The organism is Vibrio sp. SCP2 (assembly GCF_059295395.1).
This window is the reverse complement of record NZ_JCAFVV010000012.1, coordinates 47,823-70,291: the sequence shown is the minus strand read 5'-3', so window position 1 is coordinate 70,291 and position 22,469 is coordinate 47,823. Positions and strand designations below refer to the sequence as shown.

Genomic DNA, 22,469 nt, shown 5'->3' with positions numbered 1-22,469 from the left:
AGATATGGCTAGCGAATATTAAAATTAATAATAGATTACTCTGCAAAATGGATATTGCGTGAGTGACAGATAACAAAAAAGGACGCCTGAGCGTCCTTTTTAGATTCGGCTAAGAAGAAATTACTTCTTGCTTGATAGAGCACCGAAACGCTTGTTGAAGCGATCAACACGGCCGCCTGTATCAACGATACGTTGCTTACCAGTGTAGAATGGGTGACATTTGTCACATACGTCTAGGTGGATAGACTCTTTAGCTAGAGTTGAGTTGAACTCAAAAGAGTTACCGCAAGAACAAGTCGCTTTTACTGCTTTGTATTCTGGGTGGATACCAGCTTTCATGGGAGAACCTCTAAATATAGGCCGTGTCGCTATCCGATTCTAAGCCGGACACCACACGTAGTTAATAAAAAACCTTTTCGGATACCGCTGCTGTAAAGCTAGCCATATCACTAAGGCGCGATATAGTAATGAATACCTGACTTAGGATCAACCAGTTTAGACCCGAAATCGCTACTTTTTTAGCCTAAGTTATTCTTGATGCTTGAATCGCGCTCTCTTTCCACTGCTAGGCTTTTCCCTTAGACTAGCCTACGTAACCTCTCACTTAGCTGTATAGCCTATTATGCGACCAACAATTGCGCGCGTGGCATTGCCTGTGCCTCTCGACAAACAGTTTGATTATCAGATCCCTAACCACCTATTTCCTATCATAGGTGGGCGTGTCTCTGTCCCTTTTGGTCGTCAAACTCTGGTTGGCATTGTCACTGCGTTGGTAAATGAATCAGAATTCAGACTTGATAAGCTTAAGCCGATTAAGCACGTGTTGGATAACCAGCCTGTGTGGCCTGAAAAGCTCTACTCCTTGCTATTTTGGTGCAGTCAGTTTTACCAGTATCCGCTTGGTGACACTTTGTTTAATGCCATGCCAAGTGCGCTGCGAAAAGGTAAAGACGCTGATTTCGCGACGCTGGTGGAATGGCAGCTCACCGCGAGTGGTCGCGACCAACTGATGGCGGGTTTCGGCCGCGCGGTGAAACAAGCCAAAGTGATGCATATGCTGGAGTCAGGCTTGATTCCTCATCAACGTTTTGTCGATGAAGAGATCAGTTCATCTGTGCTAAAGACCTTAGCGGAAAAAGGCTGGATTGAATCGATAGAGAAAAGTCCAGTGATTCGTGAGTGGAAACATGACGTTGAAGCTGATGTCGATAAGCCAAAGCTAAACTCTGAGCAGGCGGTGGCGATTGCGACAGTGAATAGTAATGAAGGTTTCGCTTGTTACCTGTTAGAAGGGGTAACGGGATCTGGTAAAACGGAAGTGTACCTCAACCTGATTAAGCCTGTGCTTGAGCAAGGCAGGCAAGCGCTAGTTCTTGTGCCCGAGATAGGGTTAACGCCGCAAACCATTAATCGGTTTAGAAAACGTTTTAATGTCCCAGTTGAGGTGGTGCACTCTGGTTTAAATGATACAGAGCGACTTAACGCTTGGCTTAGCGCGCGTGATAACGCCGCTGGCATTGTGATTGGTACTCGCTCTGCGTTGCTTACGCCTTTTGTCAACCTTGGCATTATCATTGTTGATGAAGAGCATGATGCTTCGTATAAGCAGCAAGACAGTCTGCGCTACCATGCGCGTGATGTGGCGGTGATGCGTGCCAACAAAGAGCAGATCCCAATTGTACTGGGCTCAGCTACACCAGCTTTAGAAACTCTGCATAACGCCTTAAGTGGTAAGTACCATCATCTAGTGCTTTCTTCTCGCGCAGGAGCGGCGACGCCAACGACCAACAAAGTGCTAGATGTGAAAGGGCTATATCTAGAAAGTGGTCTTTCTGCGCCACTCATCGCTGAAATGCGCCGCCATTTAAAGGCAGGCAACCAAGTGATGCTGTTTTTAAACCGACGCGGCTTTTCTCCAGCGTTGATGTGTCATGAATGTGGTTGGATTGCGGAATGTAAGCGCTGTGATGCTTACTATACCTATCACCAGAACAGCAATGAAATTCGCTGCCACCACTGTGGCTCACAGCAACCGATTATTCATCAATGTCAGGGCTGTGGTTCGACGCACTTGGTAACAGTAGGTGTTGGAACTGAGCAGTTAGAAAAACAGCTTGCTGAACTCTTTCCAGAATTTAAAACCATTCGAATTGATCGAGACAGCACGCGCCGAAAAGGTAGCCTAGAGAGTGCACTAGGGGCGATCCGTAATGGTGAGTATCAGATCTTGATTGGTACGCAAATGTTGGCTAAAGGTCATCACTTCCCAGACGTTACTCTGGTAGCACTATTAGATGTGGATGGCTCTCTTTACAGCAGTGATTTCCGAGCGTCTGAGCGTCTGGCACAATTGTTTATACAGGTAGCTGGACGGGCAGGGCGTGCAAGCAAGCCGGGTGAGGTAGTGCTGCAAACCCACCACCCAGAACATAGCCTACTGCAAGCGTTATTAACTAAGAGTTATCGCCACTTCGCTGAAACGGCTTTACAAGAGAGAAAGCTAGCGCAGTTACCACCGTATTCGTTTCTGACCCTGTTTAAAGCGGAAGCGAACCACTCTCAGCCCGTCGAGGAATTTCTTCGTCAGGTTCGCCATACACTAGAGGCGCATCCTCTGTTTGATGACTATTGCCAAGTCCTTGGACCGACACCTGCACCGCTAGCAAAACGAGCGGGTAAGTATCGTTGGCAACTTCTGCTGCAAACCCAAAACCGGCCCGTAATGCAAAAGCTACTCGCAAGCGCTAAGCCTGCAATCCAAATGTTGCCAAATGCGAAGAAAGTGCGTTGGAGCTTAGATATTGAGCCACAAGATCTGAGTTAATGAGATGGTAATTTATCCACATTTTTTGCGACTTCCTGCGACGGGTAGCTATTGAGTTTCTTCATATTCACACCTTTTTCATTTATTTGTGATTCAGATCTCCTATTAGCTGCCGATTTTGTTAAATCTCCCGTAACTTTGTGTTTTGAAATGAATAAACTAGGTCTTGTGCAATATGTTGCTCTCAGGCCATAGTGTGTGAGTTAAACGTTTGCTCAGTGCAAATAAATGAGAAGATAGGTATTTTAACCTACAAGTCGACATCAATTTGGCCGTTCAACCGATGAGATGCATTTCAACTAGAGGCTTAGGTGGCGTTTGAGCTGCCAATTTGGAAATGAAGAGGGTTAATTAAATATGGCGACAATGAAGGATGTTGCCCAGCTTGCGGGAGTTTCAACAGCGACAGTATCTAGAGCGCTAATGAATCCAGAAAAGGTATCGTCAGCGACAAGGAAAAGAGTCGAAGATGCTGTTTTAGAAGCTGGTTATTCACCAAACTCGTTGGCGCGCAACTTGCGTCGTAACGAATCAAAAACAATCATCGCAATCATTCCAGATATTTGTGATCCCTACTACACCGAGATCATTCGAGGAATTGAAGATGCGGCAATGGAGCACGGATACATCGTTTTGCTTGGCGATAGTGGGCAGCAGAAGAAGCGTGAAAGCTCATTTGTAAACTTAGTATTTACTAAGCAAGCGGATGGCATGTTGCTGCTAGGTACCGATCTTCCTTTTGACGTCAGTAAACCTGAACAAAAGAACTTACCGCCTATGGTTATGGCTTGTGAGTTTGCCCCCGAATTAGAACTACCTACTGTACATATCGACAACCTCACTTCTGCCTTTGAAGCGGTTAACTACCTAACGCAGATGGGCCACAAGCGAATTGCTCAAATCTCAGGCCCTGAAACAGCTGTTCTATGTCAGTTCCGCCACCAAGGTTATCAGCAGGCCCTCAGACGCGCCGGGATTACTATGAACCCGAACTACTGCACTTCCGGTGATTTCACCTTTGAAGCTGGAGCAAAAGCGATTCGCCAGTTGCTAGCTTTACCAGATGCGCCGACTGCGGTGTTCTGTCATAACGATGCAATGGCGATTGGTGCGATTCAAGAAGCGAAGAAGCTAGGTTTGCGTGTTCCGCAAGACCTCTCCATTGTAGGGTTTGATGATATTCACTTTGCTCAATACTGCGATCCACCGTTAACGACCATTTCTCAGCCTCGCTATGAAATCGGCCGTCAAGCAATGCTTATGATGCTTGAGCTGCTACGTGGACATGATGTTCGTGCAGGGTCGAGATTGCTTGAAACCAAGCTGGTGGTACGTGAAAGCGCTGCACCACCAAGAGTGCTTTAGAGTCCAACCTTTGCAAGCGGCGTATTTTTGATGCGCCGCTTCCATTTCTACTCTGTCATAACGGCACAATCTGCTTTAACATATCGGCAGTGGTAATTGATGGTATTGATGTTTACTAGTGGCGAATCGAGATTACGTAAAAAGAGGCCGTGGCGGAAGTAGCCGTAAGCCTGCAAAGAAAAAGTCTGCCCCACGACGCAAACCTTGGCGAAGTGGTTTACTTGCCATTCTATTGGCGAGTGTATTTGGCTATGGATTGTATGTTCTGAGTAACGATCCAGAACCGCCTGCACCTGTAGTAGAGCCGGTAATAACTAAGCCTAAACCAAAACCTCAAGCGAAGTTACCACCTCCTCCGGAAGAGAAATGGGATTATGTCGATACCTTGCCAAGTCGTGAAGTTGAAGTAAAAGCGAAAGAGCAAGTGGTGTCGGAGATTCCTTACATAATGCAGTGTGGCGCCTATAAAACTGCTCAGCAAGCTGAAGCGCGTAAGCTGGATATCGCTTTCCAAGGTATAAACAGCAAAATTCGTAAGAAGGAAGGCAGTAGTTGGTACCGTGTGGTACTTGGCCCATACAAGTTTAAGCGTGACGCTGAACGCGATAAGCACAAACTTCAGCGTGCCAAAATCGAGCCTTGTGCAATCTGGAAAGAAGCGCAGTAAAAACATTAAAAGCGAACCCTGATGGGTTCGTTTTTTTGTGTGGATAACTGGAACGGGCTGCGCCCTATAGAAAACTCGATCGGGCTTCGCCCTGCTAGATAGCTAGGTTGACTCCTTATTGAAGTGTGGCTCAACGTTAGTTATCCATTTATCCAAAATGAAAAAGGATTGAAGCAATACGTCAGTCCTTCAAGATTCTCTAGCTCTCTAGCTCTCTAGCTCTCTAGCTCTCTAGCTCTCTAGCTCTATTACCCCTTGAATTCCTCTCGCTATAACCTCATATAATCTTTAACACTGAGATTAAAACAACTATGAGGCCCTACTCGTGACTACCATTGTATCTGTACGTCGTAACAACAAAGTCGTCATCGCTGGTGATGGACAAGTATCTCTGGGTAACACAGTAATGAAGGGTAATGCTCGTAAAGTGCGTCGCCTGTACAACAATAAGGTGCTCGCTGGCTTTGCTGGTGGTACGGCAGATGCCTTCACTCTGTTTGAAAAGTTTGAAAGCAAACTGCAAATGCACCAAGGTCACCTGACTAAGGCGGCAGTAGAGTTAGCTAAAGACTGGCGTAGTGACCGTGCTTTACGCAAGTTAGAAGCACTATTGGCCGTGGCTGATGAAACGGCATCATTGATCATTACTGGTAACGGTGATGTGGTACAGCCTGAAAACGATCTGATTGCCATTGGCTCTGGCGGTAACTTTGCCCAAGCCGCTGCTACTGCACTATTAGAAAATACCGAATTAGATGCACGTGAAGTTGCAGAAAAATCACTCAAAATTGCCGGTGATATCTGTGTGTTCACCAACCATCACCACACTATCGAAGAACTAGAAATCCCAGCCTCTCAAGCTGAGTAAACGGCTGAACAAGCAAAGATAGTGGCTATAAGAATTTAAGGAAACTGACTATGTCTGAAATGACCCCTCGCGAAATTGTCCATGAGCTTAACCGTCATATTATCGGCCAAGAGAATGCAAAGCGCTCAGTGGCGATTGCGCTGCGTAACCGCTGGCGCCGTATGCAGCTTGAAGAGAGCTTGCGTGTTGAAGTAACACCAAAAAATATCCTCATGATTGGTCCGACTGGTGTCGGTAAAACTGAAATTGCTCGCCGCCTAGCGAAACTGGCGAATGCACCGTTTATCAAGGTTGAAGCGACGAAGTTCACCGAAGTAGGCTACGTTGGTAAGGAAGTGGAAACAATTATCCGCGACCTTACTGATGTTGCAATTAAAATGACTCATCAACAAGCGATGGAAAAAGTAAAGTTCCGCGCTGAAGAGCAAGCTGAAGAGCGTATTCTTGATGCTCTACTACCGCCAGCTCGCGATGCTTGGGGTCAAAACGAGCAGCAAGACGATAGCGCTTCTAATACACGTCAAATCTTCCGCAAAAAGCTTCGTGAAGGCAAGTTAGACGACAAAGAGATCGAAATTGATGTTGCCGCTCCGCAAATGGGCGTTGAGATCATGGCTCCTCCGGGCATGGAAGAGATGACTAACCAGCTTCAAGGTATGTTCCAAAACCTAGCGGGTGATACTAAGAAGAAGCGCAAACTGAAGATAAAAGATGCCTTCAAAGCACTGACCGAAGAAGAAGCGGCTAAGCTTGTGAACCAAGAAGAGCTGAAAGAGCAGGCGATCTTTAATGTTGAGAACAACGGTATCGTGTTTATCGATGAGATTGATAAGATTTGTAAGCGTGGCGAAAGTTCTGGTCCTGATGTCTCTCGTGAAGGTGTGCAACGTGACCTACTACCGCTGATTGAAGGTAGCACAGTTTCAACTAAGCACGGCATGGTGAAAACAGACCACATTCTATTTGTTGCGTCAGGTGCATTCCAAGTGGCTAAGCCATCGGATCTTATCCCTGAGCTTCAAGGTCGCCTACCGATTCGTGTCGAACTAGAAGCGCTTTCAAGTCATGATTTCAAACGTATCCTGACTGAGCCTAAAGCATCACTGACAGAGCAATACGTTGCGCTAATGAAGACGGAAGATGTCGATGTTGAGTTTACTGAAGATGGTATCACTCAAATTGCAGAAGCGGCTTGGACAGTGAATGAGACAACAGAAAACATCGGTGCTCGCCGCTTACACACAGTAATGGAGCGCCTGATGGACGAGATTTCATTCGAAGCGACAGACAAGTCTGGTTCTAAGTTAACCATTGATGCTGCATACGTGAAAGGCAAACTAGGCGATACCATTGAAGATGAAGATCTAAGCCGCTTTATTCTGTAATCCCAATCGGGAAATCAACAGAAACGAAAAAGCCCGCTTAACAGCGGGCTTTGTTTTATCTATTGCTAATTAAATCATGAAGATGAAAATAACAGCCAGTGCAGAGATAAGACCTGCAAATGCATAACAGGCGATTTTGCCAACCAAACCAGTATGGAACTTTAGGTCATGCATACCATGATGTACACGGTGCATTGCATGCCACATCGGTAGCGCTAGCGTACCAATGATAAATAGAGCGCCAATGATGCTTGTTGCAAAATCAACCACTCGCTCGTAGCTTAGAGCTTCTGCATTGATGATGCCCAATGGCGCAAGTACACCCAGAACCAGAATCGTCACAGGGGTAATCATGGCAAACCAAGTACCGCCAGCGCCAAACAGTCCCCACCAAATAGGCTCATCAGAACGCTTAGGGGCTCTATCTACAGAAAAATTAGGTTTCATAGTCATAGCTCCTTAAACGATTACCAGCACAATCAGAGAAATAAATGCCACGGCTGCCCATTGAGTAAGCACAATGATCTTCTTATCCACTGGCTTACCTTTTAAGCGAATCGGCATTACCTGCGGCATCATGCTGAAGAACGTTTGAGCGTGCAGTAGGCTACCCGCAAGCGCAACGATGTTAATCGCTACGACTACTGGATTGGCCATAAACTCAAGCCAGCCTTGCCAAGCTTCGGGACCTTTTACTAATGAACCTAAACCGAAAGTCAGGAAGACAGTAAATAGGATCAGAGGCAGTACAGTCGCTTCGCGAAGCATGTAGAAGCGGTAAAAAGGATGATCTTTCCACCAAGTACGTTTTACTTCACGAACGTAAGGTTTACGGTTACTCATTCTTATGCCTCCTCTGCTGTTTTTGCTGGTGTGCCGTCAGGCTTCAGCATAGCAATCACGAAGTCCATAGAAGACTCGACTTTACCTTGGTTTACTGCGGCCGCTGGATCGACGTTCTTCGGACACACTTCAGAACAGTAACCGACGAAGGTACAGCCCCAAGCGCCGTTTTCACCATTGATCATCGCCATACGCTCTGCTTTACCATTGTCACGACTATCGAGGTTGTAACGATGGGCAAGAGTCAGTGCAGCAGGACCGATAAACTCAGGGTTTAGACCAAACTGCGGACATGCTGCGTAACATAGACCACAGTTGATACAGCCTGCGAACTGCTTGTACTTAGCCATTTGCTCTGGTGTTTGTAGGTTAGTGCCATCTTCAGGTTTACGATCATTACCGATGATGTAAGGTTTGATAGCTTCAAGGCGCTCAATGAATGGCGTCATGTCGACAATCAAGTCTTTCTCGATTGGGAAATTTGCCAGTGGTTCGATCTTCACGCCGTTTGGGTAATCGCGGAGGAAGCTTTTACAAGCTAGCTTTGGCACACCGTTAACCATGATGCCGCACGAACCACAGATCGCCATACGACAAGACCAACGGTAAGACAGGTCTTTATCTAGGTTATCTTTGATGTAGCCAAGTGCATCAAGGGTCGACATAGTTTCGTCGAATGGTACTTCAAAGGTCTGAAAATGCGGTTCTGCGTCTTTCTCAGGGTCATAACGCAGAATCTCTACTTTTTGGATGCGATTTGCTGACATTATGCTTGCTCCTCTGCGTTCTTCTGTGCCGCTTTTGCTGCTTCTTCAGCGGCTGCTTTCTCAGCTGCTTCACCGTATAGACGAGCTTTAGGCTGTGACTTAGTGATGGTCACCTTGCTGTAGTCGATAGTTGGCGCTGCATCTGGTTGGAAGAAAGCCAAAGAGTGTTTGAGGAACTCTACGTCATCACGCTCAGTACAGCCATCGTCTAGACGCTGGTGGGCACCACGAGACTCTTTACGTAGGATGGCAGAGTGAACCATAGCTTCTGCCACTTCTAGGCCGTAACCGACTTCGATAGCGTAAAGAAGGTCAGTGTTGAACACTTTGCCTTTGTCTTTGATGCTGATGTTTTTGTAGCGAGCTTTCAATTCAGTAATCTTATCGATCGTCGCTTGCATCAAATCTTCTTGGCGGTAGATACCGCAGCCCGCTTCCATGGTGTGACCCATTTCAGTACGGATGTCAGCCCAGTTTTCATCGCCTTCTTGGTTCATTAATGCGGCGATACGCTGCTCAACATCTTTGACTTGAGCCGCGATAGACTCTTCGTTCCAGCCTTTGAATTCCGCTGCACGTTTCACCGCTTGTTCACCTGCAACACGGCCGAATACCACAAACTCAGCCAGCGAGTTAGAGCCTAGACGGTTTGCACCGTGCAGACCAACTGACGCACACTCACCGACGGCGAAAAGGCCCTTAATGCGCGTTTCACATTCGCCGTTGGTTTCAATACCACCCATGGTGTAGTGAACAGTAGGACGAATTGGAATCGGCTCTTTTGCAGGATCAACGTTGACGTAAGCTTTCGCTAGCTCACAGATAAACGGTAGACGCTCTTGCAGGTACTCTTCACCAAGGTGGCGAAGGTCTAGATGAACTACGTCACCTAGAGGATGTTTGATGGTGTTGCCTTTCTGCTGTTCGTGCCAGAAAGCCTGTGAAACCTTGTCGCGAGGACCAAGTTCCATGTATTTGTTCTTTGGCTGGCCAACTGGAGTTTCAGGACCCATGCCGTAATCTTGTAGGTAGCGGTAGCCATTCTTGTTAACGATGATACCGCCTTCACCACGACAACCTTCGGTCATCAGGATACCAGTACCTGGAAGACCGGTTGGGTGGTACTGAACGAATTCCATATCACGTAGAGGTACGCCATGACGGTAAGCCATTGCCATACCATCACCGGTTACGATACCGCCGTTAGTATTACAGTGGTAAACACGACCTGCGCCACCTGTTGCTAAAACAACAGACTTGGCTTTAATCGTAACGAGTTCACCTTCTGACATATGGATAGCGATAAGACCTTGCACTTCGCCTTCATCGACAAGCAGATCTACCACAAAGTACTCATCAAAGCGTTTGATGTTGTCGTACTTCATTGAGGTCTGGAATAGGGTGTGAAGCATATGGAAGCCAGTTTTATCAGCCGCGAACCATGTGCGCTCAACCTTCATACCACCGAATCGGCGTACGTTGACTTCACCGTTTTCTTTACGACTCCATGGGCAGCCCCATTGCTCCATTTGGATCATTTCGCGAGTCGCGTTTTCTACAAAATATTCAACAACGTCCTGTTCACATAGCCAGTCGCCACCGCCAACAGTGTCGTTGAAGTGGTTGTCTAGGCTATCTTCATCCTTGATAACTGCTGCCGAGCCACCCTCCGCTGCGACCGTGTGAGAACGCATTGGATAAACTTTAGAAATCAGTGCGACTTCTAAATCAGGGTTTGCTTCAGCTGCTGCAATAGCAGTGCGAAGACCAGCGCCGCCTGCGCCGATGACTGCGATATCTGTGGTGATAGTTTGCACAGTTATCCTCCAGTGTGAATTTGCGGAGTGTTCCGCTTGTTATAGTTAAATGGGGTAATTCCCCAAAAGTGGTAGGGTTAGTGTAGAAGAGCTAATTTGCAGAAAAATTGATGTATTTAGGTTTTTGCTCCAGTAATGCATTCAAGAGCATAAAAAATATAGGTTATGTGATTGCTATCACGGCAAGAAATGATTGATAGAACAGTAGACAGTAGTTGTTTGTTAAAGCGCTGTTACATGACATTAGCTTGGGCAATATCTAATAGGTGGTCGGTGGTATTTTGTTCTGTAATACGTTGAATTCTTGCTTCAATTAGAAGCCATTTTAGACGGAGTATTAAGCTAGGCAAAGGACAGTAAACTTGATATTTTCTCAGCCAGATAAAGCAGTGAGATTTTAGTTATGAGTGATCAGTGGCAGCCAACAGCGTCGATAGAGCAACTTAGACAGCGTGCAAACGTGCTTGCGCAAATACGGCGGTTCTTTGCTGAGCGAAACGTGTTGGAGGTTGATACTCCGGCAATGAGCCATGCGACAGTGACGGATATTCACCTACATACTTTTCAGACAGAGTTTATAGGCCCGGGATATGCGGATGGCAGCAAACTCTACTTAATGACTAGCCCTGAATTTCATATGAAGCGACTACTGGCAGCGGGTAGTGGTTGTATTTATCAGATAAACAAAGCGTTTCGCAACGAAGAGAATGGCCGTTTCCATAACCCAGAGTTCACCATGCTTGAATGGTACCGAGTCGGCTTTGATCATCATAAACTGATGGATGAAATGGACGCTTTACTGCAAGTCGTACTCGAATGTGGTCAAGCGGAGCGAATGACCTACCAACAAGCCTTTATCGATGTGCTTGGTGTCTGCCCATTAGAAGGCACAATGACTGAGCTAAAGCTTGCAGCCGAGAAGCTAGGCTTAAGTGATATTGCGCAACCAGAGGAAGATCGTGATACCTTGCTTCAACTACTGTTCAGCATTGGTGTCGAAGGTAAGATCGGCCAAAGTGCCCCTGCTTTTGTTTACGACTTCCCAGCTTCCCAAGCGGCATTAGCGAAGATCAATAAGCAAGACTCACGTGTTGCTGATCGCTTTGAGGTTTACTTTAAAGGTATAGAACTCGCGAACGGTTTCCATGAGCTTGATGATCCGCAAGAACAACTCAAGCGATTTGAACAAGATAACACCAAGCGTATTGAGATGGGGCGAAGTCCTCAACCGATCGATCATCATTTAATAGCTGCGTTAGAGTCAGGCTTACCTGAATGTGCTGGTGTGGCACTAGGGGTCGATCGCTTAATCATGCTTGCGATCGGTTGTGATCATATTGATCAGATCACGGCATTTCCGTTTCCGATAGCGTAAGGAAAATGGGCTGCTTGTTAAGAGCTGCCCATTTGATATTAATTCACGCTACTAGGACGTTGATACCAAGGTGATCGCGCATCTGTGCGATCAAACAGGTTGTACTGTTTACGCAGCATTTGCCCACCGTCACGCGTGATCGGCTCCCAAGATATTTGCGCCCGACTCGTACTAGGTTTAATGGTCATGATGTCCATTGGAATGGAAATATAGAAGCCTTTGTTGAAGCTTCCTTCACCATACTCTTCTGCCGTAAGATCGGTAAAGGTCGCATAGGCACCAACGATAACACCGGAGTCGAATTGCTTAGAGAAATCAACTCGTGCACCTACGTCACCTCCTAAGAATTTACCACCACTGACTTTAAACAAGGTGTCCTTAAGCAGAGACCATTGCGGCATATAGTAGCCAGTAAGGTGACCAGTGGTGCCTTGGCTCAATACAAATGCCTGACAGGCTGGTACAGGTTGATTACAAGCAGACTCGTTGTAGAAAAAGTAGTCTTCGCTATATACACCAAACCAAGAGTCAGGATCTCGCTGGCTCACCACGTTTGCATCAAGTCCTAGCGCCCAGTTAGCGTTCATTGGACGATAAAGTACTTCACCGCCGACGCCAGCAAACATCATTTCCAGGTATCCGCCATACATTTGGGTATAGACTTCTTCAAAAGGCTGTTCAAACCAAGTGAGCTGGAGGTGATTAAGTCGAACTGGGTTATCGTGTACGTAGGCACGGAACATGGTACGAACACGAGGGGTCGAGTAGTTGCGTACGTGAGGAGAGTTTTCTACGTAGTTAAATTTGTCATAGTTATCAACTAAGTTGAAGAAAACTGAGCCACCAAGCTCAATATTATCTGTTAGCCAGTAATTAGACTTAGCGTTGAGTCCTAGGCTATATAGATAGAATGCTTCAGGAGCTCCAATACTCTGTTTAAGAACAGGATCTATACCATAGTCCCACTGCTTTTTATTGCTCGTTACCGCTGATTTGGAGGTTTCTCCTGGCTCGCTATGAGTATAGCTGTCAGTTATTTTAATATCGGTAGATTCAAAATTAGCAGCCGCTAAGTACTTCTCTTTGTCGATGGTAGTCTGAGTTAAATCCATCCCATCTTGTTGCTCAATGACTTTATATACTCGAATAGTATCGCTAGTGTTGTTTGACAGGATCGCCGCAGCTCGATCTAACGCTTCGTCCCTGTCGCGATATTTAGTTTGTTGACCTTTAACGATAACGGTGTCATCTTCCAACGAAATCTTGTTGTTATCGTAACCGGCATTATTAGCGAGCTGCTTGGAAACTTGTACCCAATCAGTATTTTCATGCTTGACTGGAGCAATTACTTGTTTAGGTTCATCACGCCAAGTCGCACTTAGGTCATTAAAATTGGTGTAGATATTGAGTCCGATGGTGAAGGTGTCACCGCGCTGATAACTAAATTTAGCGTCGCCCCAATCCCCTAATCGGTAGTTAATTCCAACATTCCATGGTGTATGCTGAGGCATTGGTTTGTTAGAATTTACAACGGGGTAATCTTGGCTATAGTCATTGCCATCGTACTCAAGCTTTAAGCGTAGTGGTTTATGAGGTGTTTGGTATTCTAGTCCGCCAAAGATGGCTGTAGGCCCTTTAAACCAACGTTCATAATCTATATCTCCCCCAGTACCTTTATAATCTACTTCTCGTGAACAATATTTTTCGCTGACTTTACATAGTGGGTTAGTTATATTTCCACTTTGCCCTAAGTACCCCCAACCTAAGCCAAGAGTGACATCTAGATTGCCAAAGCGCTTGGTTGCTGCAATAAACTCGCCATCAAACATTCCTGTACCGCCAAAATCACGCACCCCTACAGAGGTTTCTGGTAGCCAATAACCCTCTTGCCAAAGTCTGAGCTTGAAATCAATGCCTTTATCGGTATACAGGTTATCACCACTGTAACTAGGGTCATCACTAAACAGTAAATCAGGTACTCGGGTATAGCGTACCGTTGTTTCTAGCCAACTCATCAGCTGTATTGACGCGTTATATTGGTGATAATCTTCGTTAAAGCTTACCCCTATATTAAACTCTCCTTCGTCAGCCATTCGCCCACTAGGCATTTGCATTAAGCCGGTACCACCGAAATCGGTTTGAGAAACTTTAAATTCTTCGTTAGCAGAGATTGAACTTGAAATGAGACCTAGAGAAATAAAGAGTGAAGTAGTAGTGTTCAGTTTCATTATTTGTTTCTTCTCCAAGCAAGAAGGGAAACAATATTCTCTTCCAATTGTTTGAGTTGATCTGACGGGTTGTTAAAGCCAAGAAATAGAGTGCTGCCTGATGGGAGTGGGGTCTGCTCGTCGTTCCAATAGGCATAGCCCACTTGCTGATAATGGCCGTCCGGATAAATGATCCAAACATAGCTATCGCTTGCACTCGAAAGTCGTGGAATGTTTTTCAAGTAGCTTCGCACCGTTTTATTAGGAGTAAGTTTTGCCTCTCTTGGCGAGAAGAACAACCCTTGTATAACTATCGTGTTAGATTTATTCGAGTATGTGAAAACATACTGCCCTTCTAGCAGGGGGTTAGCAGAAGGTTCAAGTCTTACCACATCGAGATCTAAGATAAGGTTTTCACGATAGTTAACCTGCCATGTTTTTATTTGATCGTGTAGAATCTCTAAGCTTTGGCGTAATTGAGGCTCGCTACTTTTTAGGTTATGAATCTGGTTAAGAACTGCTTGTCTCTTATTATTGGCAATTCTCTGTTTATCTAAGTTATATAGCGCACTGCTTAAGCTGTAAGCGTTTGGTGATGATTTAACGCTGTGTTTATTCGCATCCGATAGCATCTGCTCTAGACGTACAGGCTTTGCATACTCAAGAGTGATATTTTCACTGTTGAGTTCTATAGAGGTATTGGCTGACAATGAAGAAAAGCTTAAAAGTGCTGTGAGAAAGATATATTTACTCATTCTGTTCATCCCTTATATGGCTTAAGCACTTCCTGCTCTACGAGTAATTTGTTTGGAATCAGCCATTGTGAAGACTTTAATATTTGTCCATTTTTATCGGTCCAGTAGAGACTCTGTAGATCAACGCTGTGTTCATTAAAAGCAAGCTCTTCTGTCCACTTAGTGAGTGTTTTGTTCCATAAAAGAGAAGAGAGTTGTTCTTCTCCTGCTCGCTTAGTCATGATTTTGACTTGGTAATTAAATTGATAATTTGGCTGCCAACTATATATTGCCGACCATTGATAGGAGTTTTGGCCAAACTGTCCCTGTGAATTATTTTGCTGAATTTCGACTAAGTTCACATTGGGAAGGTTGAGTGTTTTAACGACGCGACCATTTTCAGTCACAATCATCGCTTTATCGCTTGAAAGCCATTTTAGTTGGGTTTGCTTGTTAATTGGATTTTGTTCAACAAAAGCTAATACCATAAAAATTTGTGGCCCGCCGTTGATTCGGAAATAACTGCTAGCATAAGGGAGCTTTTCTACCTCGTCTTTTGATAAGTGCACATCATCAAAACCCAAAAAAGCTTCGACAAGGGTATCACTAACATCCGTAGTCTTTTGCGCGCACCCTGAAAGTAAAATTAAAGTGAGAGTCGAAATTACAATCCGTGTTATTGGCGTCATAATGTTAAGAGGATTCCCAAAAGTATATTGCAAAAAAAACACCCCTAGCCTAGCTAAGGGTGTTTGATATAGAGCAGAAGCTATTGACTAGTTCCGTCCGTACCAGTAGTACCGTCGTTATCTGACGCCGCTACCGCCACTGCTGCTACCGCTACTGCTGCACCAACAGCAATCGCTGTTGTTGTCGCCGCACCTGCTGCTGCTGTAGTTGCTGCTGCTGTTGAACCAGCTGCTGAACCACCAGAAGCAGTTGCTGCCGTAGTTTCTTCTCCAGCAGCAAAAGCGTTGGTAGAAGCACCAAGTGCAACTAACATAGCTAGAGCAATATTTTTCATGAATAGTTCCTTGTAAATTTACAATTAAACATCGATGTTAAGGTTTGAAAATACTAACCTCATTTAACATTGTATTGGAGATATAATTATCTGTAAAAGGTTATTCTTTGCTTGCCAAGACGAGATGGGGAAGGATATTGCTAAATTAACCCTAACCATTATAATCAGGTTTCTATCACTGCACTCCATTTCAAGTAACTTAAGGTTAATTTATAAAGTGTTCAATACAGGATGTAATAGAATAAAACCATTATGCTTGCCTTTTGTTGCTTTATATTCGTTATCTCATGCTAATATTGGCCAAGCTTCTCCTTGGTTAGAAGCTGATGACCCGTTTATGCGTTCAAGCGTCGTCGCTTTATCTGACGCAGGTATACTCTCTGGTCCAACCAATATATATCCGTTACGTTGGTCGTTGATCAACGATAGGACGGTAACTCCAGATTCACCTTTAGTGGTTGAACTTTCCCAGTTTCGTTATGGTCAACAAAATGCCCAGCTCAATCGCGGCAATAGACGATTTGCACTTTCAGGTGGCAACGAACAAACGAGCAATATCTGGTATTCAAATGTAGAACGAGACAAGTGGGCGGTCGAGGCAAGCTACGAACACTTGTCTAACAGCTACGCCTTTCGTCTCAATACTGTCTATTCAAATAGGGACGGGAATAATGAGTTCTCTTTCCGTGATAGCTATTTTGCTTTTAACGCTGGTGAATTGATGTTGGATGTGGGTTCTACACCCAGGTGGTGGGGGCAAGGCTGGAATCACAACTTAATTTTAGCGACGGATGGTCATGATTTAGACGCCAATGTCAGCTTGATAGGAGAAACCTCAAACTTCGGTGTTTGGAGTGCTAACCTTTTGTTTTCAAAGTTAGATAACAAAGACTATGATTACCGAGCTTCAGCAAGGTTAATCAATAAACTCAATTCATGGTTTGAAATAGGTCTTGCTCAGCACTATTGGTTTGAAGTAAAACAGCCCCGAACGGAAACGAATCCTAACCAACTGGGCTTAGACTTTAAGTTGTCTTTGCCTGATTTTGCAGATGTGTACCATTCAGTCTATGCCGAGTTTGCAACGAGTCAAAAGGCTGAGAGTGATTTCGTCGGTGCAAGTCTATTTGGGTGGAGTGGGCTTAAAGTCATTGGTCGAAATTCTGTACGGTTTTCAATAGAACACCAAGCGTTGTCCGATCAAGAAAAACGAGCGTTCCAAATGAGCTCGCAGCCACACAACTACTTACAAACAAGCTACCTTATGGACAGCAGTTGGTCTGTGAGCAGCTATATTCAGTTGTCAAATGACCACAAACTGTCACTAGTATATAGCTATCAAAACTTAATCGACAATGATTTAACAGAGCAGAGTAAGTTCCAATTTTCATATCAACTACCCGCTTTAAGTGGGTTGTTAAAATTTACCGCAGACGCAGTGTCTCCTGAAGAGCAAAAAACGGACTGGAGTATTTGGTCTAGTTATGAGTTCAGGTTTTAACCATGAGTTATAGCCTTCAATAAAAAAGCAAATAGACAGATGAGTAAATCAATAAAATCAATCGGTAAACTAACAGTGCTTGGGCTTATATCGCTCTCTAGTACACTAGTTTCTGCAGCGACACCAACGGCGGCGCAAATCGCTCAATTTCAGTCATTGCCTAAGGCTCAGCAAGAGCAGCTAGCGAGACAAATGGGAGTGGATGTTTCATCATTTACTTCGTCGCAAACAGCGGCCTCAGATGAAAAGCTAAATGAACCTAAGGCGCCCGAACGTGTAACCACAGAGCAGCAGCCTAAACCATTGCCAACTCAATCTACGAAACCAGAAGATTCACTGCCACATTTTGGTTACAACTTTTTTTCAGGTGAAGCGTTAGACTTTACTCCGGTCGATAATCTGCCAGTTCCTCTCAACTATAAAATTGCACCTGGTGATGTTATTCGGCTACAACTGTTTGGTAAATCGTATAATGATTACAAGCTAAAAGTGGACCGCGAAGGAAAAATTACGATTCCAGAATTTGGCCCTGAATATGTTGCAGGCCAATCATTTGAAGAGCTTAGGAATTATGTCAATTCGTTAACCAAGCGCAAAGCGATCGGGGTGGATGCAGTCGTTTCTCTAAGTGAAATGCGGGCGATTCAGGTATTTGTTACTGGTGATGTGAAACAACCAGGAGCATACAATGTTAATGGCCTAACAACCTTGTCTCAGGTGCTAGTTGCAGCTGGAGGGATAAACCTGTCAGGTAGCTTACGAGATATCCAAGTTAAACACCCTGGTAAGAAGACAATACACTTTGATGCCTATGATTTGATTGTTAGGGGAGACTCAAGCAATGACATACGTCTCCAGTCTGGGGATACAATTCTTATCCCGACTAAGAAATCAAGTGTTTCTATTAGTGGAGAAGTGTTACGCCCAGCTTATTATGAGCTTAAGTCTGACGAAACTTTGCAAGATTTAGTCGAAATTGCAGGTGGTGCACTTCCGACGGCTTACCTGTCAAAAGTGACGATTAAGCGACAAACTGAGACTGGTGTTCAACCTTTCACATTCGATCTTTCTCAGTCAAAAGGCAAAGCCATTAAAATTAAATCTGGCGATGACATTGTTCTATTACCAACCGGTAAGAATATAAAGAATGCAATTGCACTCCGTGGTGAATTGTTTCGCCAAGGGGCTTATCAATATCAACCTGGGTTAAAGATCAGTGATGTCATTAGCCGTGATGACCTAAAGGAAAATGCCGATCTCTCATACTCGCTACTCGTGAGAGAAGTCTCCAATTCAAGTAATATTGAAGTGTGGCAGTTCCAGTTGCAGAACTTAATTGATAACCCGACAGCGCCAGACAATTTTGAATTGCAAAAAGGTGATCAGATTTTTGTCTTCGACAACGGTATAGATGTTAATTATTGGTATCGGGAAGATAAGTCAAATAGCCGCAAAAGAGCTGAATCTCCAAATCGCTTTAAGGACTCTGAGAACTCATCAAAAAGAGTATCTAAGGTAGATGCTCAAACTGGTGCTCTGGTCGAAAAAGAGGTGGCGCAAGAGTTAGCTATTTCCGATATTGATGAGTTTGCGGTGGCTGATGAGTTCAAACTCTCTAGCCGAGAGTCGCTGCTTAAACCGATTATTGAGCGATTAAAGTCTCAAGCGAGCCTAAATGAACAAGCGAAAATTTTCGAAATTTCTGGTGCCGTTAAGTATCCAGGAGTATACCCTTTAGCAGAAAACTCCAGCTTTGATAGGATTATTGCTGCTACTGGAGGCTTTGCTGAGCAAGCATTTCTATACAGTGCAGAATTGAGTCGTTCTGAAAAGAAGAAAGATGACTATGTGGTCAGCCATATAGAATTTTCGCCACAAGAAGTGATCGATGGTCAACGTGAGTTAGAGGTTAAACCTCAAGACCGTATAATCGTGAAGACTCAGCCAAATTGGCAACGAGGTAATAGCATAGAGTTGCAAGGGGAAGTAGTCTTTCCAGGAACTTATACTTTCCAGAGAGGCGAGACGATCCAAGATGTGATTGAGCGTGCAGGCGGCTTGACTCAATATGCATACCTGCCAGGAGCTGTTTTTAGTCGAGAGAGTTTACGTCGCCAAGAAGAGGAGCGATTGAAATTGCTCAATCTGCAGCTAAAGCAAGAGATTGCCAACCTGTCTTTACGTCGTCAGAATTCGAGCGCTACTTATACAACCAGTCCGACTGAAGCTATGAAGATAGCTGATGAACTATCATCTGTAGAAGCAATTGGTCGGCTAGTGATTAACTTACCTGAAGCTTTAGCAGGAAACCTCAATGCTGATTTAATGCTTGAGAAAGGAGACAAACTCTATATTCCGGCTAAGCAGCCGATAGTCAGTGTGATGGGAGAGGTGCAATTTTCTTCCAATCATACATTTACTCCAAATATGACAATTGAAGATTACATTTCCTCTGCTGGTGGAACTAAGAAGCAAGCAGATACTGATCGGATCTATGTTGTTCGTGCTGATGGTTCGGTTATGCTGCCAAATAACTCATTCTGGTTTAGCCGTAAATCTCAACCCTTGGAGCCAGGAGATACCATTATAGTCCCTCTGGATACCGATTATCTTGACGGCTTAAGTACATTAACTTCGGCTACGCAAATACTGTATCAAATCGGTGTAGCTTGGAGCGCAGTTAAAAACTAATGGAGGTGCTCTCTGATACTGGAGAGCACAGACTGACGAAATATTTATGAACAAACCGATTCTACACGATGGTCATTTTGCTCAGGTGCAAGACTACCCTGTCGCTTCAGATGAAATAGACCTTAGAGAAATACTTAGTGCGCTTTGGCAAGGAAAATGGACAGTTATTACCACTACTGTGTTGTTTTCTATCGCAGGTGTATTGTTTGCCTTGTCGAAGCCCAATACTTATCAGGCAACAGCGACACTAGTTGCGGCTAACGATGAAAAATCAGGTGGTTTGGCCGCAATGGCGAGCCAATTTGGTGGCCTAGCGTCTTTAGCTGGAATCAATGTAGGTGGTGGTAATACAGATGAAAAGTCGCTCTCTTTAGCGACACTTGAATCACGAAAATTTATCAACTCTTTTATCGAAAAGTATGCGATTTTGCCGATTCTTATGGCATCAGAGTCATGGGACAAGGCCACTAACAAACTTGTTTTGGACTCTGAGTTATATGACGGAGTTAATTGGTTAAATGATCCTGATAAACCAGAAAACTCACTAAAGCCTTCAGATTGGGAAGCGTATAAAGCGTTTAAGCAAATACTAACGGTATCTGAAGCAAAAGATACAGGTATTGTAACGGTTGGTATGACTCATTTATCTCCATATGTCGCCCAGCAATGGACACAGTGGTTAGTACAAGAGCTCAACTTGTGGATGAAGCAGGAGTCTTTGTCAGAAACTAATCGTAATATTGAGTATTTGGAACAGCAGCTTGAACGTACTAAAATCGTAGATATGCAGGCGATTTTTTATCAGCTAATCGAGGAGCAAACAAAAACCTTGATGCTGGCTGAAGTAAAAGAAGAGTTTGCGTTTAAAACCATTGACCCTGCGGTTGTTCCAGAGGAAAAGGTTGGGCCAAAGCGCGCTCTGATATGTGTACTGGCGGCGCTGGTAGGTGGAATGCTTGGAGTTGCGATAGTTCTAGTTCGATTCACTTTCCGCAACAGAGAAAGCGAATAATATGTACAATTATCGTAAGGCGTATCTCGCCTTACGATAGTATCCTCGCTATACTTCCAATCTGAATTTTTAGTCTAGAGCTGCTATTCCCTTCATTTTTGAAGTCGCAGCGTTGTTGACAGCGTCAATTCACCGGGTCGCCGGCCGCCCTAATTACATAGGACTACTATGCTCATAGGGCTGAACTGGCTTGTCGCCTAGCTGCAACTCCAACTATATTGGGAATACATCCTTCATTGTTGAAGTGGCAGCTCTATCATCAAAGAGCACAGGACATGCAAGAGTACATCGCATTTTTTCAAGAGAACATGATTCTTTCTCTGGTATGGGTTGGTTTACTAGTCGCCCTTATCATGAATATCTTTAAATCAACGACAGCTGCATATAAAGAAATTACTGCAGCACAAACCACCCAGCTAATGAACCGTGAAAGTGGTGTTGTTGTTGATATCCGTAGTAAAGATGAGTTCCGTAAAGGTCACATTACCGATGCACTTCACATTTTGCCGTCTGATATCAAAGCAGGTAACTTCGGAAGCCTTGAAAACCACAAATCAGACCCAATCATTGTAGTGTGTAAGACAGGTCAAACCGCTCAAGAGAGCGCTAACCTTCTTGCTAAAGCGGGCTTTGAAAATGTAAGTCTGCTTAAAAATGGTTTGATTGCTTGGAGTGAAGCAAACATGCCTTTAGTGAAAGGTAAGAAGTAATTCAAACACCGAATGCCTTAAACGCTGATTGAAAAATCGGCGTTTGTTTTAGAGAGATGTGAAGAGTTCCACGAAATTCATTGGAACCCTAGTCATAGCAAGCTCTCTCAGTTAGTCTCCAATCAGACTATTTATCGCAGGATTAAAGGATTTTTAAAATGGCTGAAGCAGCACCACAACAAGAAGCACAAAACTTCGCAATTCAACGTATCTTCCTTAAAGACGTATCTTTCGAAGCGCCAAACTCACCAGATATGTTCCAAAAAGAGTGGAATCCAGATGTTAAGCTAGATCTAGACACTCAAAGCCGTGAACTAGGTGAAGGCGTATACGAAGTTGTTCTACGTCTGACAGTAACGGTTAAGAACGCTGAAGAGACTGCGTTCCTATGTGAAGTGCAACAAGGTGGTATCTTTACCGCAGATAAGATGGAAGCTGGTCAACTAGCTCATTGTCTAGGTGCATTCTGCCCGAACATCCTATTCCCTTACGCTCGCGAAACTATCTCAAGCCTAGTGGTTAAAGGTACGTTCCCACAACTAAACCTTGCACCTGTTAACTTTGATGCTCTGTTTATGAACTACCTACAGCAGCAAGCTCAGCAAGAAGGTGAAGCTGAAGCGTAATGACTGATTCCTCTGTGTAACAGAGGTGCGGTATAAAATGCACAGAGCGTCTC

General features: G+C 44.5%; 20 protein-coding genes. 11 read left to right on the top strand and 9 right to left on the bottom strand.

The features are described 5' to 3' along the window. Positions 1 to 120 precede the first annotated feature (120 nt). Positions 121 to 339: a 50S ribosomal protein L31 gene (rpmE, locus tag AC5O63_RS20675; protein WP_004743259.1), complete on the bottom strand. Its 219-nt coding sequence runs from the start codon at positions 337 to 339 to the stop codon at positions 121 to 123. A 283-nt stretch (positions 340 to 622) separates the two neighbouring features. Here rpmE and priA point away from each other — a divergent pair, with 283 nt between their 5' ends. The 5 genes from priA (at position 623) to hslU (ending at position 7,109) form a co-directional block, all read left to right on the top strand. After that, on the top strand, positions 623 to 2,824 hold the full coding sequence (gene priA / locus AC5O63_RS20670) for a primosomal protein N' (protein WP_494506114.1): 2,202 nt from the start codon (positions 623 to 625) through the stop codon (positions 2,822 to 2,824). Between the two features lie 357 nt (positions 2,825 to 3,181). After that, positions 3,182 to 4,189 (top strand): DNA-binding transcriptional regulator CytR, encoded by a 1,008-nt coding sequence (gene cytR / locus AC5O63_RS20665; protein ID WP_004743261.1) that lies wholly within the window; start codon positions 3,182 to 3,184, stop codon positions 4,187 to 4,189. 118 nt (positions 4,190 to 4,307) lie between these two features. Further along, positions 4,308 to 4,856 (top strand): cell division protein FtsN, encoded by a 549-nt coding sequence (gene ftsN / locus AC5O63_RS20660; RefSeq protein WP_494506113.1) that lies wholly within the window; start codon positions 4,308 to 4,310, stop codon positions 4,854 to 4,856. Positions 4,857 to 5,181: 325 nt separating this feature from the next. Beyond that, a complete protein-coding gene (gene hslV / locus AC5O63_RS20655; protein WP_004743263.1) occupies positions 5,182 to 5,724 on the top strand; it encodes an ATP-dependent protease subunit HslV in 543 nt (180 codons plus the stop codon). 50 nt (positions 5,725 to 5,774) lie between these two features. After that, a complete protein-coding gene (gene hslU, locus AC5O63_RS20650; RefSeq protein WP_004743264.1) occupies positions 5,775 to 7,109 on the top strand; it encodes an ATP-dependent protease ATPase subunit HslU in 1,335 nt (444 codons plus the stop codon). 69 nt (positions 7,110 to 7,178) lie between these two features. Here hslU and frdD read toward each other — a convergent pair whose 3' ends face one another. From frdD to frdA, 4 genes are read right to left on the bottom strand one after another with little or no spacing between them, the layout of a single operon-like run. Further along, the gene (gene frdD / locus AC5O63_RS20645) at positions 7,179 to 7,556 is read right to left on the bottom strand and encodes a fumarate reductase subunit FrdD (protein ID WP_239866970.1); all 378 of its coding nucleotides are present in this window, start codon (positions 7,554 to 7,556) and stop codon (positions 7,179 to 7,181) included. Positions 7,557 to 7,568: 12 nt separating this feature from the next. Continuing rightward, entirely contained in the window at positions 7,569 to 7,952 is a 384-nt protein-coding gene (gene frdC / locus AC5O63_RS20640) for a fumarate reductase subunit FrdC (RefSeq protein WP_004743268.1), read from the bottom strand. A 2-nt stretch (positions 7,953 to 7,954) separates the two neighbouring features. After that, positions 7,955 to 8,719: a succinate dehydrogenase/fumarate reductase iron-sulfur subunit gene (locus AC5O63_RS20635; RefSeq protein ID WP_045975826.1), complete on the bottom strand. Its 765-nt coding sequence runs from the start codon at positions 8,717 to 8,719 to the stop codon at positions 7,955 to 7,957. Then, complete coding sequence (gene frdA, locus AC5O63_RS20630; protein ID WP_065740847.1) at positions 8,719 to 10,536, bottom strand: fumarate reductase (quinol) flavoprotein subunit; 1,818 nt, start codon at positions 10,534 to 10,536, stop codon at positions 8,719 to 8,721. Before frdA ends, AC5O63_RS20635 begins: the two co-directional genes overlap by 1 nt. 403 nt (positions 10,537 to 10,939) lie before the next feature. On the opposite strand from frdA, the gene epmA reads away from it, so the two are divergent. Next, positions 10,940 to 11,911 (top strand): elongation factor P--(R)-beta-lysine ligase, encoded by a 972-nt coding sequence (gene epmA, locus AC5O63_RS20625; RefSeq protein WP_494506112.1) that lies wholly within the window; start codon positions 10,940 to 10,942, stop codon positions 11,909 to 11,911. A 38-nt stretch (positions 11,912 to 11,949) separates the two neighbouring features. Here epmA and AC5O63_RS20620 read toward each other — a convergent pair whose 3' ends face one another. The 4 genes from AC5O63_RS20620 to AC5O63_RS20605 are packed head-to-tail and all read right to left on the bottom strand — an operon-like array spanning position 11,950 to position 15,876. After that, positions 11,950 to 14,139 (bottom strand): YjbH domain-containing protein, encoded by a 2,190-nt coding sequence (locus tag AC5O63_RS20620; protein ID WP_494506111.1) that lies wholly within the window; start codon positions 14,137 to 14,139, stop codon positions 11,950 to 11,952. Beyond that, positions 14,139 to 14,873 carry a capsule biosynthesis GfcC family protein gene (locus AC5O63_RS20615; protein WP_494506110.1) on the bottom strand — a complete coding sequence of 245 codons (735 nt, stop codon included), beginning with the start codon at positions 14,871 to 14,873 and terminating at the stop codon, positions 14,139 to 14,141. Before AC5O63_RS20615 ends, AC5O63_RS20620 begins: the two co-directional genes overlap by 1 nt. Before the next feature lie 5 nt (positions 14,874 to 14,878). Beyond that, positions 14,879 to 15,574 (bottom strand): YjbF family lipoprotein, encoded by a 696-nt coding sequence (locus AC5O63_RS20610; RefSeq protein WP_494506109.1) that lies wholly within the window; start codon positions 15,572 to 15,574, stop codon positions 14,879 to 14,881. Between the two features lie 47 nt (positions 15,575 to 15,621). After that, positions 15,622 to 15,876, bottom strand: a complete 255-nt coding sequence (locus tag AC5O63_RS20605; RefSeq protein WP_494506108.1) for a hypothetical protein — start codon at positions 15,874 to 15,876, stop codon at positions 15,622 to 15,624. 337 nt (positions 15,877 to 16,213) lie between these two features. On the opposite strand from AC5O63_RS20605, the gene AC5O63_RS20600 reads away from it, so the two are divergent. From AC5O63_RS20600 to secB, 5 genes are all read left to right on the top strand, one after another. Further along, the gene (locus AC5O63_RS20600) at positions 16,214 to 17,377 is read left to right on the top strand and encodes a capsule assembly Wzi family protein (protein WP_494506107.1); all 1,164 of its coding nucleotides are present in this window, start codon (positions 16,214 to 16,216) and stop codon (positions 17,375 to 17,377) included. A gap of 39 nt (positions 17,378 to 17,416) precedes the next feature. Beyond that, a complete protein-coding gene (locus tag AC5O63_RS20595; protein ID WP_494506106.1) occupies positions 17,417 to 20,068 on the top strand; it encodes an SLBB domain-containing protein in 2,652 nt (883 codons plus the stop codon). 46 nt (positions 20,069 to 20,114) lie between these two features. Next, complete coding sequence (locus AC5O63_RS20590; RefSeq protein ID WP_494506105.1) at positions 20,115 to 21,080, top strand: Wzz/FepE/Etk N-terminal domain-containing protein; 966 nt, start codon at positions 20,115 to 20,117, stop codon at positions 21,078 to 21,080. A 275-nt stretch (positions 21,081 to 21,355) separates the two neighbouring features. Beyond that, a complete protein-coding gene (locus AC5O63_RS20585; protein WP_004743279.1) occupies positions 21,356 to 21,790 on the top strand; it encodes a rhodanese-like domain-containing protein in 435 nt (144 codons plus the stop codon). A 158-nt stretch (positions 21,791 to 21,948) separates the two neighbouring features. Further along, positions 21,949 to 22,416: a protein-export chaperone SecB gene (secB, locus tag AC5O63_RS20580; protein WP_004743280.1), complete on the top strand. Its 468-nt coding sequence runs from the start codon at positions 21,949 to 21,951 to the stop codon at positions 22,414 to 22,416. The last annotated feature ends 53 nt before the right edge of the window (positions 22,417 to 22,469 follow it).